This window comes from Thioalkalivibrio sp. HK1, assembly GCA_000583135.1.
Lineage (GTDB): Bacteria > Pseudomonadota > Gammaproteobacteria > HK1 > HK1 > HK1.
In genome coordinates, this window is the sequence record JFBG01000080.1 from 14,689 (window position 1) to 33,931 (window position 19,243).

14 protein-coding genes, 1 tRNA gene and 1 other RNA gene are annotated in these 19,243 nt (G+C 56.2%); 2 read left to right on the top strand and 14 right to left on the bottom strand.

Annotated features, from left to right (window positions below; genetic code table 11):
* Positions 1–128 precede the first annotated feature (128 nt).
* Complete coding sequence (locus BF99_RS0117560) at positions 129–1,151, top strand: AAA family ATPase (protein ID WP_025772136.1); 1,023 nt, start codon at positions 129–131, stop codon at positions 1,149–1,151.
* Positions 1,152–1,283: 132 nt separating this feature from the next.
* Here BF99_RS0117560 and BF99_RS0117565 read toward each other — a convergent pair whose 3' ends face one another.
* The 3 genes from BF99_RS0117565 to BF99_RS0117575 form a co-directional block, all read right to left on the bottom strand.
* Positions 1,284–1,721 carry a DUF488 domain-containing protein gene (locus tag BF99_RS0117565; protein WP_025772137.1) on the bottom strand — a complete coding sequence of 146 codons (438 nt, stop codon included), beginning with the start codon at positions 1,719–1,721 and terminating at the stop codon, positions 1,284–1,286.
* Between the two features lie 249 nt (positions 1,722–1,970).
* Positions 1,971–2,531, bottom strand: coding sequence for a 3'-5' exonuclease (locus BF99_RS0117570; RefSeq protein WP_025772139.1), 561 nt, complete (start codon positions 2,529–2,531; stop codon positions 1,971–1,973).
* 217 nt (positions 2,532–2,748) lie between these two features.
* Positions 2,749–2,839 (bottom strand) — tRNA-Ser (locus BF99_RS0117575).
* Between the two features lie 269 nt (positions 2,840–3,108).
* Here BF99_RS0117575 and ffs point away from each other — a divergent pair.
* Positions 3,109–3,205, top strand: an RNA gene (gene ffs, locus BF99_RS22665) — signal recognition particle sRNA small type.
* A 118-nt stretch (positions 3,206–3,323) separates the two neighbouring features.
* Here the strand turns inward: ffs and BF99_RS0117580 are convergent.
* The 11 genes from BF99_RS0117580 to BF99_RS0117670 all read right to left on the bottom strand — a co-directional run bounded on the left by BF99_RS0117580 (position 3,324) and on the right by BF99_RS0117670 (position 19,232).
* Positions 3,324–6,032 (bottom strand): TRAP transporter permease, encoded by a 2,709-nt coding sequence (locus tag BF99_RS0117580; RefSeq protein WP_081759340.1) that lies wholly within the window; start codon positions 6,030–6,032, stop codon positions 3,324–3,326.
* Positions 6,033–6,167: 135 nt separating this feature from the next.
* Positions 6,168–7,139, bottom strand: coding sequence for a TAXI family TRAP transporter solute-binding subunit (locus tag BF99_RS0117590; protein WP_025772141.1), 972 nt, complete (start codon positions 7,137–7,139; stop codon positions 6,168–6,170).
* A 112-nt stretch (positions 7,140–7,251) separates the two neighbouring features.
* Positions 7,252–8,478: an ABC transporter permease gene (locus tag BF99_RS0117600; protein WP_025772142.1), complete on the bottom strand. Its 1,227-nt coding sequence runs from the start codon at positions 8,476–8,478 to the stop codon at positions 7,252–7,254.
* 4 nt (positions 8,479–8,482) lie between these two features.
* Positions 8,483–10,159 (bottom strand): ABC transporter permease, encoded by a 1,677-nt coding sequence (locus BF99_RS0117605; protein WP_025772143.1) that lies wholly within the window; start codon positions 10,157–10,159, stop codon positions 8,483–8,485.
* 69 nt (positions 10,160–10,228) lie between these two features.
* Positions 10,229–11,317 carry an extracellular solute-binding protein gene (locus BF99_RS0117610; protein ID WP_025772144.1) on the bottom strand — a complete coding sequence of 363 codons (1,089 nt, stop codon included), beginning with the start codon at positions 11,315–11,317 and terminating at the stop codon, positions 10,229–10,231.
* 189 nt (positions 11,318–11,506) lie between these two features.
* A complete protein-coding gene (locus BF99_RS0117625; RefSeq protein ID WP_038098937.1) occupies positions 11,507–12,628 on the bottom strand; it encodes an ABC transporter ATP-binding protein in 1,122 nt (373 codons plus the stop codon).
* Between the two features lie 492 nt (positions 12,629–13,120).
* Entirely contained in the window at positions 13,121–13,579 is a 459-nt protein-coding gene (locus BF99_RS21405) for a hypothetical protein (protein ID WP_156013446.1), read from the bottom strand.
* A 299-nt stretch (positions 13,580–13,878) separates the two neighbouring features.
* On the bottom strand, positions 13,879–14,904 hold the full coding sequence (locus BF99_RS0117645) for a GTPase (protein ID WP_025772148.1): 1,026 nt from the start codon (positions 14,902–14,904) through the stop codon (positions 13,879–13,881).
* 168 nt (positions 14,905–15,072) lie between these two features.
* The gene (locus tag BF99_RS0117655) at positions 15,073–15,594 is read right to left on the bottom strand and encodes an acyloxyacyl hydrolase (RefSeq protein WP_025772150.1); all 522 of its coding nucleotides are present in this window, start codon (positions 15,592–15,594) and stop codon (positions 15,073–15,075) included.
* A 55-nt stretch (positions 15,595–15,649) separates the two neighbouring features.
* Positions 15,650–18,049, bottom strand: a complete 2,400-nt coding sequence (locus tag BF99_RS0117660; RefSeq protein ID WP_025772152.1) for a xanthine dehydrogenase family protein molybdopterin-binding subunit — start codon at positions 18,047–18,049, stop codon at positions 15,650–15,652.
* Positions 18,050–18,356: 307 nt separating this feature from the next.
* Positions 18,357–19,232 carry a DMT family transporter gene (locus BF99_RS0117670; protein WP_156013448.1) on the bottom strand — a complete coding sequence of 292 codons (876 nt, stop codon included), beginning with the start codon at positions 19,230–19,232 and terminating at the stop codon, positions 18,357–18,359.
* Positions 19,233–19,243: the final 11 nt, after the last annotated feature.

Consider the following 19,243-nt stretch of genomic DNA (forward strand, 5'->3'; position numbering starts at 1 on the left):
TAACACAAAATACTGACAATGATCGTCTGCTGCCGATGCGTACCTGAAGAAGCGGCGTGATACCGATCAGAAGGTTGTCGAGATCTGAAAAGAAATTCAGACCGCACGATCTAAAGGGGATGAAGTCGATGGCATCCGGGAAGTTGCTCAGACAGCTGATCAAGACAGGTGCCGAGGGCAATCATGATGCCTTTCGTCAGGCATCGGAGGAGGTTATATGTGACGAAAGGGCGAAGCAGCATCACCTCCTCGCCGATGATTTGGAGAGAATCCTCAATGGACGCAGGAAATCGTCGATCTCCCGTTTGTCTCCGCTCAACGCCAAAGTCCCCACCGATCGGGAGCGCAACCTCCCGTTGCTTTTAGTGAAGGAGCCGTTTAGCCGTATCGAGGATATCATCCTCTCCGATGAAAATATCTCCTTGATCAACGAGATTCTTCGAGAACATCACCATACGGGGCGACTCAAGAGCCGAGGGCTGTATCCGGCGGATAAACTGCTATTTTGTGGCCCCCCGGGATGCGGAAAGACCTTGATGGCCGAGGTATTGGCCAGTGAACTCGGACTCCCATTGACAGTGGTTCGAATCGACAGCGTAATTTCATCGTATCTAGGCGAGACCGCCGCCAATCTCAGGCGGGTATTCGACTTCATTTCAACCACCCCCATCGTCGCATTATTCGATGAATTCGATACTCTGGCGAAAGAACGCGCCGACGAGACGGATCACGGCGAGTTGAAGCGAGTCGTCAACGCTTTTTTGCAGATGCTCGATGGCTACGAAGGCAAGGGTGTACTGGTGGCTGCTACGAACCATGAAAAGATCCTCGATTCGGCGGTTTGGCGTCGATTCGATGAGGTGCTCGCCTTCGAACCACCGAATATCGAGCAGATCAAGCGGCTTTTGCAGGTAAAACTAAGAGGGTTTCGACGAGCGTTTAAGACCGACGATACCCGCATAGCCGGTTTGTTCAAAGGAATGGCGCATGCCGACGTCGAAAGAATATTGCGTCGTGCCGCAAAGGATATGGTTCTATCGGGAGAGGATCTTCTAAGCAAGGATCATTTGAAGATGGCGATACGACGCGATGATGCGAGAAGGGCACGGACCCAAAGCAGCCGATCCCCGATATCCCATCCGATACCGTAGATCGTGAGAGCCTCCATCATCTCATGAAGATCATATCTTGAGCGGTGTCTCGAATAACTACAAGGTGGGAGATATCCGACTTATACCTGAAAGGTATATATTTGAGCATAGAACGCTAGTGCAACACCTTATCTACTCCAAGTGCTGAATATCGAGATTGCCCCAGCGCTCTTTCAGATACTCGGCGACCAGTCGTCGGTGGCAGTGATGGGGTTTGTCTTCGCTGCACAGGAGGCAGCCGTCAGCGATCGTACCGGTATCGATCTTCTTTTCGATTTCTCGTCGGTGCATCAAATCGATAAATTTCCGTTCGTAAATCGACCAATCACCCTTGTTTTTCTTGTATTCGTCCAAGATATCTTTGGTCGGGGCGAGTTCTGGAATATGGACATAATCGATGTGGCAGATTTCTCGTAAAAAGAATTGAAGATCGTTGCGCTTTGTAAAACCCGCCAACTGAGAGACGTTGTTGAGCCGAACGTCCACCACACGCTTTGCGCCGGAATGCCTTAGCTTGGTGAAAAATGTTTCCGCAGTTTTCTTTGTGAATCCGATCGTAAACAGTTTCATGATTTTTTCTCGCTGTCAAAGCGTTTATCCGCATTTGTGCTTTTCTTTTTTTATACCTTGCAGACGGAATCGATCGGTTATCCGGACAAGGAATCTATGTAATGAGAAAGGATAATTGGGGAGGCTTGTTTCGAACGAGCATCGATCCGTTGCACATTCTTGATGGGCTGTATGGTGGGGTATCATGGGTATTGCCGTATTGTTTCGTAAGTGGCTATTAGGGATTATGATGAGGGAGAGCGAGATCTGTCAAATATCCCGTTGTCGGCGTTCTCGGGCGCGTTCGATGATTCGCTCGAACATTTGGGCTTGTGCTTTTGCGTCATCGAGGGCGTGGTGGGTTTGTTTCAACGGGCCTTTGAATCGATCTGGGATTCGGCTCGATCTCGTATCCTTCCAGTTTCCGCCGGTGAGGCCCATGAAGAGGGATTTGGTGTCGATGGGGGCGATGCCGAAGGGGTTTTTGTTCAAGTATGTGTGGAAGTACCAATTGACGAATGCCCAATCGAATGCGGCATTGAAACCTGCGAATATCGGTGTTTTTTTGTGGGAGATGGACTTGATCCATTCATCGAATCGCTCCATCACCATCTTCGGTTCTTGTCCGCAGTCGGCGAAATGTTTCATCGGTTTTCCGACGATATCGATTGCCTTGGCGAGGAATCGCTCGCCGATCGGCTTCAGTTCTTGGTAAAAAGACACATCGATATCGCCCACGACGCATGCCCCGATGCTGAGCATGCTGTATTCGGGCGGGAAGGGTCCCGATGCTTCGATATCGACTGAGATATAGATCTCGGTATTTGACATGATGGTTGTTGCATCGAGGATATGGGGTCGATGTGCCGGGGTTGTAAAAAGTTCTCGAACGTTCGAAGGTTTTTTCGATATTCGGTTTGGGGTTTTACCCAAGAGGATAGTGGCGGGCGCCGCCCAAGGTCTGATATGAAGGTGTCGATGGCACCGAAAAGCCGATGCCGCTTTGAAAGGGGCTTCGTCGGGTAGGCGCGGGGATATCGGGGGAGGTTGGCGGAGAGGGAGGGATTCGAACCCTCGGTACGCTTTTGACGTACACACACTTTCCAGGCGTGCTCCTTCGGCCGCTCGGACACCTCTCCGGGTTCTTCTTGTGGGTGAATTCTAGGGGGATATTACTCGCTTGGCAATATCGGGGTCGGAATTTCGTCATCTTGGAGGGTGGTTTTTTCGGATCGATGGCTTTTTCGCCTCGAGGTGGTGGGGCGAGTGTAGTAAAATGACGCTCTTGGAATGTTCGGGCGATGGAATCTGTTATCCGCGTGTGCCGGTGGGGGCGCATTCACCGGAGTTCCCAAATTGTTCGTTGGTATTTGATGTAACCCTACGCTAATTAGTCGATGGTGGCCCGCATCGGTCCCCTCGCATCGTCAGGTCGTAAACCCCGTCAGGCCCGGAAGGGAGCAGCGGTAGCGGCTAGTGCGGGTGCCGGGGTGTGGCTGATGCGGGTCGCCTCCATTGTCTTGTCGGGATCGACCCATCGGGGTATCGTCGATGGGTCTTTTCGATCCTTTTTATCCAGCCCTTTTATCCAAGACTTTTACCCGGCCCTTTTTATCTCGCTCTTCACCCGGCTTTGGGCAATGCGGCGACGCCTTGCATTCGTCTTCTTTGCAAGAGGATCACGATGGCGAGTATGAGCAGGGCCGGGAGATAGAAGAGTTCTTTCGGCGGGCGCTCTTTCGGCAATGCCACGGAAGTGATCTTGACCGGTTCGTCGCCGTAAAAATCGAAGGATCGGGACAGTTCCACGAAGGCCGATCCCGGCAAGGGTTCTTCCAAGATCGCCGCCTGATCGTCGGGGATGAGAAAAAGGCCGGTCTGGGCGATGCGTTCGATCCCCTGATCGCTTCGCTCGCCCGCGGGTAGGGTGTCTTGCGCCGGCGGTGCCTCCAAGGCGATATGGAGGGTGGTGGAGGTCATCCGATCCGGATCGTTGAAATCCGGCCCGTCGATGACCAAGCGAAGAGGGGTATTTGCCGGGATGTCGGATGCGATCTCGGCGATATCCGATCCGGGATGATATTCGTAGGGTTCGATCAGGCGATCCAGCCAGAATCCGGGTCTTAGCAGGGTGAAGACCACGAGCAGGAGAGCCAAGCCCTCGATGATGCGATTGCGGGTCAGGAAATATCCTTGGGTTGCGGCGGCGAAGAGCATCATCGCGATGACGGCGACGAGGAAGACGAAGAGTCCTTTGATCAATCCGACATCGATCAGCAGGAGTTCGGTGTTGAAGATGAAGAGAAAGGGGAGGATCGCAGTGCGAATGTCGTACATGAAGCCTTGGATGCCGGTACGGATCGGATCGCCGCCGGAAATGGCGGCGGCGGCGAATGCCGCAAGCCCCACCGGTGGGGTGTCGTCGGCGAGGATCCCGAAATAGAAGACGAATAGATGGACGGCGATCAACGGTACGATCAAGCCGCTTTTCGCGCCCAAGGCCACGATCACCGGTGCCATCAGCGAGGAGACGACGATGTAGTTCGCGGTGGTGGGAAGGCCCATCCCGAGGATCAGGCTCATGATCGCCACGAGTATCAGCATCAGCATCAGATTGCCGCCGGAAAGGAATTCGACGAATTCCCCGACGACCTGATGCGCTCCGGTCAAGGAGATGGTGCCGACGATCACCCCCGCCGCACCGGTGGCCACCCCGATCCCGATCATATTGCGCGACCCGGCGATCATCCCCTCGAAGCACTCTTTCGCTCCGCGCCGCAGGGCATCGGACATCGAAGCGGTGCCGGTCAATTCGGCATTGCCTCGGCCAAGGCGCATCAGAAACTTCAAGGGATGTTGGGTCAGGGAAATCGTGATCATCGCCACCGTCGCCCAAAATGCGGAGAGCGACGGGGAGAGTCTTTCGATCATGATGCACCAGATCAAAATCACGATCGGCAGGAGGTAGAACAATCCCGTCAACGCCGTCGCTCCCGCTGCCGGTAGGCTGGTGATCGGGGTGTCGGGGGAGTCGACCACCAGATCGGCGGATTTCGCGGCCATCCATAGAAGGGCGATATAGATGATGCAGCAAAGAAGGGCAACGGCGATGAACGAAAATTCCGGCATCAGAACTTTGATCCATCCAAGGCCGTAATGGACCCCGGCTGCGAGCGAGGCGAGGATGATGAAGCCGAGGAGGAAGCCTGCGATCTTTTGCAGCAAGGAGAATCTGGAAGGGTGTTTGGGTAATCCTTCGAGATTCAGTTTCAATGCTTCCAAATGCACGATATAGACCAGAGCGATATAGGAGGCGATGGCGGGGATCAAGGCGTGGCGGATGATATCGGGGTAGCTGACGCCGGTGAATTCCGAGATCAAAAAGGCGGCGGCGCCCATGACCGGGGGGGTGAGCTGGCCGTTGGTGGACGAAGCCACCTCTACCGCCCCGGCTTTTTCCGGGGAAAATCCGGTGCGTTTCATCAAGGGGATGGTGAAGGTTCCGGTGGTGACGGTATTGGCGATCGATGAGCCGGAGTAGATTCCGCTCATCGCCGAGGCCATGACCGCGGCCTTTGCCGGGCCGCCCCGAAAATGCCCGAGCAGGGCAAAGGAGAGTTTGACGAAATAGTTCCCCGCCCCTGATTTTTCCAAGATCGCGCCCAAGAGAACGAAGAGGAAGATCATCGAGGCCGAGACTCCCAAAGCCACCCCGAAGACTCCCTCGGTTTGAATCCAGAAATGCCACATCGCTTTGCTGAAAGAGGCTCCTTTCCAGCGGATGGCATCCGGCACGATTTCCAAGTGCCCGAAAAAGACATAGAGCAAGAACACTCCGGCCACGATGACCAGAGGCAGTCCCAGCGCGCGATAGACCGAGATCGCAAGAACGGTCAATCCGCCGGCGGCGACGATCAGGTCTTGGGTGTTGGCGATCCCCGCTCGTACCGCAATCCCGTCCCGAAAGACCAAAAGATAGAGGCAGCAGGAAACACCGATGATCGCCAATACCCAGTCGTAGACGGGAATGAAATGGCGGGGGGCGGATCTAAAAAGGGGAAAGGCCAGTATCGATAAAAAAATGGCGAAGGCAAGGTGAATGAACCGAGCCTGGTCGGTGTTGATGGTGAGGTTGAAACCTAAAGTTTCGCTGAGCTGGAAGGGGAGATTGGATGATATATAAAGTTGAAACAGCGCCCAAATAAAGGTGGTGGCGGTGATGAGGATTCCTTGCCAACCTTGCGGGTTTCGGCTGCCGGTATCGTGATGGGCGACCAAACGCTCGGCATAGGCTTGATCGGTGGCGGTGGAATCGATATCGGGGGAAGACAATTCGATGATCTCTTATTTCAAAAGGGGATGTTTCATGTTTTGTTCGAATAAAAAAAGCGATTCTCCGGAAATTCCAAAGCGTCATCCGGAGAATCGCCGATCGAAGAGGCAATCAAAAAACGAGAGGGGATCCGCTTACATCCAGCCGCGCTCTTTGTAGTATTTCATCGCGCCATCGTGCAAAGGAGCGGAGATCGAATCACGAATCATCTCTTTTTCGCTCAAGTTGGCGAAGGCCGGGTGGAGTTTTTTGAATTGATCGAAGTTATCGAAAACCGCTTTGACCACGGTATAGACCGCCATTTCATCGACTTTCGCGCTGGTGATGAAAGTGGCGCCCACCCCGAAAGTGCGGATATCGGCTTCGTTGTTATACATCCCGGCAGGGATCGTCGCCGTGCGGTAGAAAGAATTGTCGGCGATGAGTTTGTCGATGGCTGAGCCGGTGGCGTTGACTAAATGGGTCGGACAAGTCGCCAAGGATTCTTTTGTCAGCGCCGAGGGATGGCCGACCAGCCAGAAGTAGGCATCGATCTTGTTATCGCAGATAGCTTGCCCGGTCTCGGCCGATTTGAGTTCGGAGGCGAGTTTCAGATCGCTCCTCTCCCAGCCCAAGGCTTCCTCGATCACTTCCCAAGTGCCGCGGGTGCCGGAGCCGACATTGCCGATATTGACCCGCTTGTTCTTCAAATCGGTGATGTTTTGGATCCCCGAATCGTCGCGGGCGATGATGGTTACCGGCTCGGGATGCACGGAGAAGACCGCTCGCAGATCCTCGAATTTTCCTTGATCCGAGAATTTCGAGGTTCCGTTCCAAGCGTGATATTGCCAGTCGGATTGGGCTACGCCGAATTCCAAGTCCCCCGATCGCACTGTATTGATATTGTAGATGGAGCCTCCGGTGGATTCGACGGAGCAGCGGATGCCGGTTTCCTTGCGCATCTTGTTGACCAAACGGCAGATCGCCCCGCCGGTCGGATAATAGACCCCGGTAATGCCTCCGGTGCCGATGGAGATGAAACGATCCGCAGCGAAAGCGAAGGTGAACGATGCGCTACCGAGAACGAAGGCCAGCGCCAAAGCGGCGAGGCGGCGTGTGGTTTTCATGGTGCTATCCCTTTTTATCAGGGGTCAACGATATTCCCGTTCGAGAAAGGCAATGAGATTTTTCTTTGAACGAGGGCGAAACGAAACATCGACATCATCGGGTTTTTCGAGATCAAGCAGGGCTCATGCCGCGCAGCCTTTCGGAGCGTCGACGCAGCAATTCGAGGGTCGTCAACAAAGCGATGGAAAGAGCGACCAAGATGGTCGCGACCGCAAGGATGGTGGGGCTGATCTGTTCGCGCAACCCCAAAAACATTTGCCAAGGAAGGGTTTTTTGGCTTGCGGATCCGATAAAGAGCACCACCACCACTTCATCGAAGGAGGTGATGAAAGCGAAAAGACCTCCCGATATGACGCCGGGGAGGATCAAGGGCATTTGGATGCGAAAAAAAGTGGTGATCGGATTTGCGCCCATATTGGCCGCAGCTCGGGTCAGCGATCGATCGAAGCCGACCAAGGTGGCGGTGACGGTGATGATGACGAAGGGAATGCCAAGCACCGCATGGGCCAGGATCACTTTGATATAGCCCACCAAATCCTTGTTCATACCGATGGATTGCTCCATCCAATTCCCCAACGCCGAATAGAAGAAGAACATCCCGGTGGCGGAGATGATCAAAGGCACGATCATCGGCGATATGAGAATGGCGGTGATCGTTCGTTTCGCCGGCATATTGCTTTGACTAAGACCGATTGCCGCCAAAGTGCCCAAGGAGACCGAGATGAGGGTGGCTATCGGAGCGATGATCAAAGAGTTCCAAAGCGATCGCAACCACTCGCCATTGGAGTCCTCTCTTAAGCCTAAGAAGTCCATATAGTGTTTGAGCGAATAACCGTCGGGATCGAAGCGCAGCATCTTGTCGGTGAAGGTGAAAAAGTCCTCGGCGTTGAACGATAATGGCATCACCACCAGAATCGGTGCGATCAGGAAGATGAAGATCAAGGCACACAGGCAGCGAAATGCGTAGTGCCACAGCACTTGCCCGGTGGTCAAATAAGGGAGCAATCGCTCGCGGTAGCGCCGGTTTCGAGTCCAATACATGATCCAAACCGATAGATGGCCCCATATAAAACCCAAGATGCCACCGGGAATTCCCGCCAATATCAAGCCGAAGACGCCAAACCCCAAGCGATTGATCCAGCCTGCCAAGCGCTCGTTTTTCAGCAGATGAAAATAGACGAAGGCCAGCGATAGCTGCGAGGCGGCGCTGATAGCCATGCCGACGATTCCGGCGTCATGGACATTGCCGATCACAAGCCCCGATCCGCCACCGAATAACAAGAGGATCGGTGATATCTTGATCAACGAGTTGGGTGAAGCGGTGGTGATTTGCATCATCGATTCACCCGAGCTTGACATTATCGATGCCGACGATTCGATCGTATGTCCAGTATAGAACGAGGACCACCATCAGCAAAATCGTTCCCAGTGCCGCCGCCAAGCCCCAGTTGAGCGATCTCGATATATGGTAGGCGATTCGATTGGAGATAAAAACGCCATCGGTGCCGCCGACGATTTCGGGGGTGATGTAATAGCCGATGGAGAGGATGAAAACGAGAATCGATCCGGCTCCGATGCCGGGGATGGATTGGGGAAAGTAAACGCGCAAAAAGGCGGTCCAATCATTGGCTCCCAGGGATTTCGCCGCTCGCACATAGCTCGGCGAGATCGTTTGCATGACCGAATACATCGGCAGGATCATGAATGGCAACAGGATATGGGTCATCGCGACGATGGTGCCGATCTGGTTATTGATGATTTCCAGTCGATTGTCGGTGGCGACGACGCCGAGCCAAACCAGCGTTTCGTTGATCACCCCTTGCTGTTGCAGCATGACTTTCCAAGCCGATGTGCGCACCAGCAAGGAGGTCCAAAAGGGCAGGAGAACCAAGATGATCAATAGATTGGCGGTTCGCATGGGCAAGTTGGCCATCAACCATGCCACCGGATAGCCGAGCAGGATACAGGCAAGGGTGATGATCAAGGACATCTGAACGGTGCGAATGAATAAAGTGATCAAGATGCGCTTGTTTTCCGGTTGGATCGTCGGCCCGTCCAACGATTTGCGCATATCCACGGCGTTGAGAAAATATCCCGAGGTATAGTCGTTCGAATGCACCTTGATCGTTTGCCAAACTTCGATATCCCCCCAGTCTTTATGGATTTTGCGTAGGATGTCGGTGAAATCGAGGGGGTAATCGATGGATTCGGTCGATAGTTTTTCGATCGGATGCGGCGAGGATTGCGATAGCCAGTTCTTGATTTCGATAGCGAAATCGGGTTGCTGCATATCGTAGATCAAAGCCACCGGGATCGATTCCCAAGGTCTTGTTTGCGCTATGTCTTCACCCTCGATCGATGCGGTATGGATGGCCCAAGCGGTATATTCTCGGGTTGCAAGCGGAAGGGCTTTTGCGATGCTCTTCGAGGGCATGAAATCGATATCGATATTGCCAAGTTCGCCTTGGAGTCTTTGGATACGAAGGAATTGTCGGTCGAATAGTTCCGGGTCGGCGTCGCCCTCGTTGCGGGCGGCGAAGAGATCGAACCATGTTTGGCCATCTGTCCAGCGGGCATCGGAGGCGATCAGAGTCTTTTCGATCTCCTTGCCGATATCATCGAGTTTGCGTCCCGATCTTCTAAATAGCGAGGAGATGCCGGTTTGTTCGTAGTTGAGTCTCGATCCCAAGCGGGTATGTCTTTTGGTTTCGACGGCGATAAAAAGATCGAAATAAAGCGAACGAAAGACATTCTCGGGGGGCAAGGGTGGATCGCTTCCGTTCCAGTCATTCAAATCGGAGACGGTATAGAGGATGGTATCGCCGACGATCGTGTTATCGATCGAGCGAAGTAGCATATTGGCGATCGGGGTGATAAAAGTCAGCAGCACGAAGATCAGCAAGGGCATCACCAAGATCAATGCCCGTAGTTTTTCCCGCCGCAAAGCCCGTGCCAAGGAGCGTTTGAGCGGAGTGCCGTCCGCCGCCAGTATTCCGTTATGCTTGGCGGTTGCGATCATGGGATATCGATCATCGAAAAAAACCGGGGTTCGCATCGAACCCCGGTTTTTATCTTTACCCGATTGGAATTATTGCGCCAGCCAGGCTTGGAACTTCGCATCGATATCGTCTCGATAATCCGCCCAGAATTCGTAGTTGTAAAGAATCGTATTCTTGGCGTTATCGGGATCGGTCGGCATATGCGGAGCCATGTCGATATTCAACTCCGAATGCTTGCCGACCAAGGGAGCGGATGAGTTGCGAGCCGGGCCGTAGGAAATATATTTGGCCTGATCCGCAAGACGCTGGGTGTCGGTGGCGAAATAGATATAGTCCAAAGCCCTTTGGGTGCGCTCTTCGCTCAGGCCGGTGGGAATGATCCAACCGTCGAGATCGAAAACCTGTGCATCCCACAGCATGGCCACCGGTTGTTTTTGCTCTTCGATCACCGAAAACAGCCGTCCGTTATAGGTCGATCCCATCACGACCTCGCCATCGGCCAGTAGTTGCGGGGTGTCGGCGCCGGCATTCCACCAAACCACATGATCCTTGATGGTATCGAGTTTTTTCAAAGCCCGATCTTGACCTGCTTCCGTTGCCAGAACGTCATAGAGATCGTCTTTGGAGACCCCGTCGCAGATCAGCGCCCACTCCATATTGTTGATGGGACGTTTTTCGAGCGAACGTTTCCCCGGATAGGCGTCGATATCGAAAATCGCGCAGATATCGGTGGGCGGGTTGTCGCCGACCATATCCGTGCGATAACCGAAGGTCGTGGAATAGACGATCTGCGGAATGAAGCAGGGAGAGACCAGTAGATCGCCGAAATCTTTCGAGGCCGGAGTGCCGTCGGGGGCTTGCGCCAAGTGCTTGTCGGGATCGATTTCCAGCGCCAAGCCCTCGTCGCATAGACGAATGGCATCGGCGGCGACGACATCGACGACATCCCAAGTGACATTGTCGGCTTCGTTCATCGCGCGTAGCTTGGCCACCGCTTCGGCCGAGCTGTCATCGTTGATGACTCGGATGCCGGTTTTTTCCGTCCACGGCTCGTGATAGGCCTTGAGCTGGGATTTGGAGTAGGCGCCGCCCCAAGAGACGATGGTCATTTCTTCGGCGATGGCAACGGCGGACAGGGCCAATACGCTTGCGGCCAAGATAGTACGGGTGAATCTCATCTCGATATCTCCTTGAAAATACCCGTCGATTCGAAGGAACGAGGAGTCGAATTACGGGCGAAATTCGCTTCCCTTTTCGGACAACCACGCATCAACATTACCCGAACATGAACGCTACCTGATTCTTTTCATCGAAATTCTCTTCGTCGAGATCGCTCGCAAGATCGCTCGAACGAAAGCCGGTAGGCATCAAGTCCCGGTATCGAGCGCCCGACAATCATCGGGTAGCCAGCCGATTTCGATGATGCGTCCTGGTTCCAGCCGAGCCTGATCCGGTGCGTTGCGGGTCTTGATGATGAAACTCTCGTTGCCTGCAACCCGCACTCGGGTGCGAAAAATATCGCCCATGTAAATGAATTCCAGCACCTCGGCTTCGAGGGTATGGGCGTCGGGATGCAGGCGATCTTTATTGAACTCGACGCGCTCGGGACGAATCGATACCCGGGTTCGCTCCCCCGGTCGGCTGACATTGATCGGTTTGCAATCGATCATCTCGCCGTTTTCCAGTTTGACCAAGGCGTATCCATCGCCGATCGAATGCACGACCCCATCCAAGGTATTATTCTCTCCGATGAACTGGGCCACGAAACTGTTATCGGGTTCCTCGTAGAGGGTATCGGGTTTTGCCACTTGCTGGATACGGCCATCGTCGAAGACCGCAACCCGATCCGACATGGTCAGGGCCTCGGTCTGATCGTGGGTTACATAGACCACGGTGATGCCCAAGCGATGGGTGAGATCGGTGATCTCGAACTGCATTTTTTCCCGCAGTTGTTTATCGAGTGCGCCCAAGGGTTCGTCCATCAACACCAGTTGGGGCTCGAAGACCAAGGCTCTTGCAAGGGCGATCCGTTGTTGCTGGCCTCCTGATAACTGCGCAGGGCGGCGCCCTCCGAAATCCCCCATCTCGACCATATCGAGCGCTTTTTTCACTTTGCTCTCGCGCTCGGACTTTGCGATCTTGCGCACTTCCAAAGGGAAGGATAGGTTTTCCGCGACCGTCATGTGGGGGAAGAGGGCGTAATTTTGGAAGACCATCCCGATGCCGCGGCGATGGGGAGGGATATGATTGATCGAGATCCCGTCAAGGAGAATGTCGCCGTGGGTTGCGGTCTCGAAGCCGGCGAGCATCATCAAGCAGGTCGTTTTTCCCGATCCCGAAGGACCGAGCATGGTGAGAAATTCACCCTTCGATATATCGAGATTGAGATCCTTGACGACCAGCGTCTCGCCGTCATAGCTTTTTTGAACGCGATCGAATCGTACGAAGGGCTCTTTTCCTTCCGCGCTGCGTCGTTCGTCGGTGGCCAATGTCGTTCTCTCCCCTTGGATCGTCTTGCAATCCCCTTCGATCGTCGCCCCGCCCGAGATGTCCTTTCGATGCTCGGAAAAGCCCCTTGTCGATGGCGCTTGCACTTTTTGACGGTGGGATGTGCGTTTCGATGTCGTCTTGAAGAAGATGCCGGGGTCGGATGCTGCGCCTAAAAGACTTTCAGAGCGATGCCACCGATCAAAGGCGCCAAGACGATGAGGATATCGGCGATGGTATTCATGGTTCGTCGCATCGAAGATATATCTTTTGCGATCTCTTCGAGCACCTTAGATCCTGACCTCGCGACTTTTTGCTTGATACTATCTTAACGGATGGCCCAATGAATCGAACTCGATGAATCGGACGATCGCATTCAAAAGCCGGTTCGCCTCGCCGATGTCGATAAGAGAGGATCCGGCTTTCGGGCAATGCATGGGGCAAGGGTTTGCGGGAGGTGATTTTCCATACGGCGAGAGGGAGCGGGAGGGCGCTTAGTAGACGAGGCGACCGCCGCCGGGGGCGCCGCCACCTGCCGGGGGCATGGCTCCGGTTCCGGGAACGACGATCCGCGAGGCTTCCTCTCGCCGGATTTCTTGAGCCCTTGCGCTTAGATCGTCGACCGCGGTCTTGATCGCCTCGGGGAATTTCAAGAAGGCTTCCTCGAGAGAATTCGCATCGATGGGTGCTTGCACCGGGATCGGTCCGAGTTGGGAGACGATGGTCGTTTCCGCGATGTACAAGGTCGGACGGGAAGCGTCGTGATCGCCCTTGCGATCGACCGGTTTCAGACGTCGGATGGTCGCAAGTTTGGTATCGGTGAAAACATCCTCGCAGTGGATGCTATCGAGATCGGCGCTGAGCTGATCGAGGGTTTGACTTGGGTTATCTCGCCGGTCCACGAGCGTTTCATCTCCCGCTGCGTTGTCGTTTCGGGTCGGTTCGGCCGACATCCGAAATCGAAAAAAAGCCTTGTAAAGGCCGAAAATCGTCTTGTCGATGCTCGAATCATCGAGATGATCGACGATCTCGAAGCGATCGCCCTTCGTTTTTCGCATGCCTTCGAGCGATCATCGAAGATGGTGATTCAACGATGATCGATGAGTTTAGCACAGGGCAAGGTTCCATCTTCGGCTACGCCTGCCGTCTTCCCTCTTCGTTTTCATGTCCTTTTCACGGATGAAATTCGCTCGGCGTCGTTCAAGCGGCATTGTTCGAACAGCGCTGCCCGAACAGATCGCTTCGGTTGGCATCAGGTATGGATCTCGATGATATCGCCATCGTTGACCTCGTGGTCTCGTCCCACTTGCCGGCCGCGGATGCGACCGCTGCGTTCCCAGAGTTTGGCGTAGCGCAGTGCCCGGGCAATGTCTTTGTGGATCATCCCCGCCACATCCATGACGGTATCCCCCGCTCGCACCGTGAAGGGAGCCCCCATATCCGGCGGTCGCCCCGGTGTCTTGGTGTAGACCCGGGCGATCCCCAGTTCATCGAAGAGAAACGAGCCGATCTTGGCAAGTCCGATATCCTTCTTGATCGAGGTTGCGATCCTCGGATGGGAAAAACCGGCCAAGTCGCAAAAAACCTCCAGTTCACCTTCGGGATCGGCGCTCAAGTCCGCTTTGGTGGCCACGATCAGGGTCGGCAGGCGGATCGCGAAGGGATCGTAATCATCGGCCCCGGGATCGGGGGCGATCCTTGCGCTTTGAAAATCGGGCAATAGCGATACCCGCTTTTCTTGGAGGATCGCCACAGTCTTGAGGGTGCTTTCGATGCATTGCGGATCGTGCAGATCGACCACCAGCAGTGCGGCATCGGCGGGTTGCAGGGCATTCGCCAGCCACGAGATCGGGCGCTCGGGGGCGATCGGCGGCAGGTCCACGAGCTGGAGCTGAATATCCTCGTAAGGCAGCATCGCCGGCTGTGGAAATTGGGTGGTGAATGGATAGGGGCCGATATCGGCGCCGGCGCCGGTCAGGTGAACCACGAGGGATGACTTGCCGGTATTGGCCGGGCCGAGCAATGCGATTTGTGCCGCCCCCTCGGGCCGGATGACCAGCGCCGGGCCGCTGCGGGCTCCTCCCTTTTTCGGCCCCGAGAGTTCCTCGGTGAGTTGCTTGATGCGGGCCTTGATATCGCCTTGGAGCCGATCGGTTCCCTTGTGCTTGGGGATCGTGCGCAGCATTTCGCGCAGGCATTCGAGGCGCTCTTTGGGCTCTTTCGCTCCTCGAAAGGCGGCTTCGGCGGATTTATATTCGGGGGAGAGATTGGCCGGCATCGTCAGCGGGATGGTTTGTCGAAGGAGGGATCCGAAAGGCGCAAGGCCTCGGTGTGGAGACCCATCGCATCGAGGCGAATGGTGATCGATTTCGAAGCGCGATAGTCGGATAGTCGATTGTATCGATCTCGATTCATCTCAGTCCAAGCCATCTCGATCCGGGCCATCTCAATCCAAGGGCAGGGAAAGACGCAGATGGAACGTTTCCATGCCGGGATTTTCTTCGTATTTGCCGGCGTTGGAACGGTGATCCCAGCCCAAGCCGATCCGAAAACCGTCGGGGGCGGTCCAGGCCAGCTCGATACCTGAGCGGTATTGAAGCAGCCCGCCGAGATCGATCCCCGATCCGTGCTCGAAAGCCCCGGCCATCAAATGGAGCTGGACGCTGGTACTCGGAATCGGGGTGTTCACGGTCCACGCCAAGCCGCCGCCGGCCCAGATATCCATCTTGTCGGTCAGCGACAGGCCGTAGATGGGCTGGAAGGGACCGTAGGCGACTCCGATATCGTGCCGGATATAAAGCTCTTGACTGCCGAGCCTCTCATCCTTCAAATAGACTTGTCCTGCCGCCAGCGAAAGATGAGAGGGTACATCTCGCGAGGCGACGCATCCGCTCTGGCAGTAGTTGACGAACATGTCTCCGCCTCCTAAAGCCAGCATCAGCGCAGCGAAGATTCCGTTATTCGGCATGATCGAGATCCTTGGAGAAGTCGGCTTTTGGGGGCAACGAGCGCCCGAGTCTTTATTACGCTCGCTCTTTTGAAGAAATGGCGGAAGGGCCGGCACCGGCTCTTGCCGGAGCGCAAGCCTTCCACAGGCGTTCTGGGGTGACCGGCATATCGATATGTTCGACTTTGAAAGGAGCCAAGGCATCGACGATGGCGTTGATCACCGTCGGACAAGCGGCGGTGCAGCCGGATTCGCCGACGCCTTTGACCCCCAAGGGATTGGTGCGGGCGGGCACGCAATTGCGCCGAAAGCGAAAGGAGGGGAGATCGTCGGCTCGAGGAAGGGTGTAATCCATGAAACTGCCGGAAAGGATCTGACCCGAATCCGGATCGTAGACCACATTTTCGAAAAGGGCTTGTCCCAATCCTTGGGCGATGCCGCCGTGCACCTGACCTTCGACCAACATCGGATTGATGGCCACCCCGTGGTCGTTGACCGCGCTGTAGCGCACGATCTCGAGTTCGCCGGTTTGGGGATCGATCTCGACCTCGCAGACATGGCACCCGCAGGGGTAGTTGTATTTTTTCGCATGGTAATGGCTGGTGGCTTGCAGCCCGATCTCGTTCGAATCGGGCAGGGTATCGGCTTTGAAGGAGGCGTAGACCACATCGGGCAAAGCGATGCTGCGATTGGTGCCGATGGCGGTGAAAACGCCGTCCGAGAAATGAATTTCCTCTTCGGGAGCGGAAAGCGCGCGGGCCGCGATGCGCTTGCCGCGCTCGATGATCGCTTGCGCGGCCAGCGTGACCCCCATGGCGGCGACGGTCGCGGTGCGCGAGCCGCCGGTTCCCTGTCCGGGACCGATCAGATCGCTGTCGCCTTGCAGCACGTGCACGGATTCGATGGGGATGCCCAAGCGATCCCCGGCGACTTGGGCGAAGGTCGTGGCATGACCGTGGCCTGCGCCCTGTCCGGTCAGGCTGATGCGCAGATCCCCGTTCGGCTGAAAGACGAGACTTACGCGGTTGTCGAGAAATCCATCCGGCTCCTGGAAGAGGGCGAAGCCGAAACCCCGTAGCCGACCGCGCCGATGGGCTTGCCGTCGGCGCCGGTCGAAGCCTTCTCTATCCGCAAGTAAAAGGGCGTCGTCCATGTTGGTCGCGAATTCTCCGCTGTCGAATTCGATTCCGGTGCCGGTGGAAAAAGGCATGTCTTCGGGCCGAACCACATTGCGTCGACGCAAATCGGCCGGATCATGGCCGGTTTCGCGGGCGGCGGCATCCACGAGCCGCTCGATCACGTGGTTGTACTCCGGCTTGCCCGCGCCCCGGTAAGCGTGGACGGGCACGGTATTGGTGAAGATCACCTCGGTACGGGCATGCCATGCCGGTATGCGATAGACCCCGGTCAGGCAACGCACTCCGCCGACGGTGGGGATGGTCGGCGACTCCGCCGTGGTATAGGCTCCGATATTCGAGAGCGTGCGGGTGCGAACGGCGAGGAAACGGCCCTCTCGGTCCAGTGCCAACTCCGCGAAGGTGAGGTGATCTCGACCTTGGCCGTCGCTGATGAAACTCTCGGTGCGTTGGGCGATCCATTTGACCGGTCGCGCGCAGCGTTTCGCCGCCCAAGCGATCAGCACATGCTCCGGATAGGATCGAATCTTGATCCCGAAGGCCCCGCCGACATCATCGGTGATGATATGGATGCTCGCGCTGCCGACCCCCAAGGAGCGGGCGATCGACTCCAGCAAGGCGCCGGCCCCTTGGGTCGGGGTGAAGATCGTATATCGCCCCCGGCTTTCATCGAATTCCGCGATCACCCCGCGATTTTCCATCGGCGCGGCGATCACGCGGTTGTTGACGATGCGCAAGGAGGTGCGATGCGCGGCCTTGGCGAAGGCCTCTTGCGTTGCTTCGGGATCGCCCGCCTCCCAGTCGAGGGCGAGATTGCCGGGGGCTTGGGGCCATAGACAAGGAGCGTCGCTTTCGCGGGCTGCGCTTGCGTCCACCACCACCGGCAGTTCCTCGTAATCCACCAGCACGCATTCCGCCGCATCGAGGGCATCGCTCAATCGTTCGGCGACGATCAGCGCCACCGGATCGCCCGAGAACATGACCCGATCCTTGGCCAGCAGGGGATGACCGGTATTGACGCTTCGCTCGCCCCCTCGACCGCGTACATGGTTCTCGTCCACCAGTGGCCCGATTCCGTCTTCGGCCAGATCTCGCCATGTGAGCACCTCGATCACCCCGGGGCAGGCCATCGCCTCGGAGGTATCGATGGAGAGGATGCGGGCATGGGCGTAAGGGGAGCGGACGATCAAGGCATGCGCTTGGTGGGCGCGATCGATATCCTCGATGAAGCGTCCCCGACCGGTGGTCAGCGCAATATCCTCGCGCCTAAGAATGCTGACTCCGATAGGGCTTCGGGTCCGGGCATCGATCTTGGGCGATGCTTCGTCTTCGCTGTTCACCGGCAGGCAACCTCCGCTAAGGCAATCGATGGCAAGGATCGGCGCTTCGGGTCGCGCGCAGGGTTTTTCCGCCCTTTCTCGCCGCTTTGAGAATGCGATCCCTAAAAAGCGCGATCCGATGATGCGATCTTGAAAAAACGGATGGTATTTTACGCACCCGGGGATTCGTCAAGGCTTTTTCGATGGCTCGAATGAAATTTCTCGGCGAGGTATATCGACGAGGAATCTCGATGGGAAATCTCGATGGGAAATTCCGGCGAAGCATTCCTTGGCGGGGCATCTTTGGCGGGGCACCTTGCGATCCAGATCATGCTTGCCAGCCGATCAGGGCCACGCTCGCCGCCACCGTCAAGGTCGCGATCGCCACCCGCAGATTGATGGATTCTTCCTTGAAGACCCAAGATCCGAGCAAGAGGGTGAAGATCGGAGCGCAGGCGATGGTCGGGGCGACCACGACCAATCGTCCTTCGAGCAAGGCGGTGTTGACGGTGACCACCGCGGCGCCGTAGGCGATACCGGTGACGATCAGCCATCGCATGCCCTCGGGAGGCACGCTACGCAGGATCGGCCGCCGCAGGTAGAGATGGCCGGCCAAGGCGCACACGAAGGCGACGCTGTAAGCGATCAGGGCGACGAAAAAAGGACTCGGGATTTCGTCCAGCGCGATCTTCGAAAAGGCCTGCACGAGACTACGAATGAAGGCGGCGCCGACGGGCAAGAGCAGGGCGATCAGCGGCCATGAACGGGCGCTTCGTCCGCGCAGCGAGATCAGAATGACTCCGGCCACGATCCCTGCGGTGCCCAAGGCGATTTCCAAGGACAGGGTCTCCGCCAGCAGCACCACCCCGAGGGCGACCCCGAACAAGGGAGAGGTCGCCGCCAGCGTGGCGCTGATGGTCGGTCCGAGAATGCGGGTGCCGGCCATGCCCAGATTGGCGGAGATCAAGGGTCTCAAAAATCCCAGAGCGATCAGGAGCGGCATCACCGAGGCCGTCCAGTACCAGGCTTGCATATAAAAAGGGCTGGCGAGCCAATAGACGCCGACGCTGACTCCGATCTGCCACAAGGCGGCGGTGCGAAAATCGACGAAACGAAGTGCCAAGCGCGAGAACTGGTTGCCGAATGCGAAGAGGATCGCCGCCGCAAGGGAGAGTGAAATCGTCAGCGTGTCGCTTGGTTGCACTTGAGGGTTAT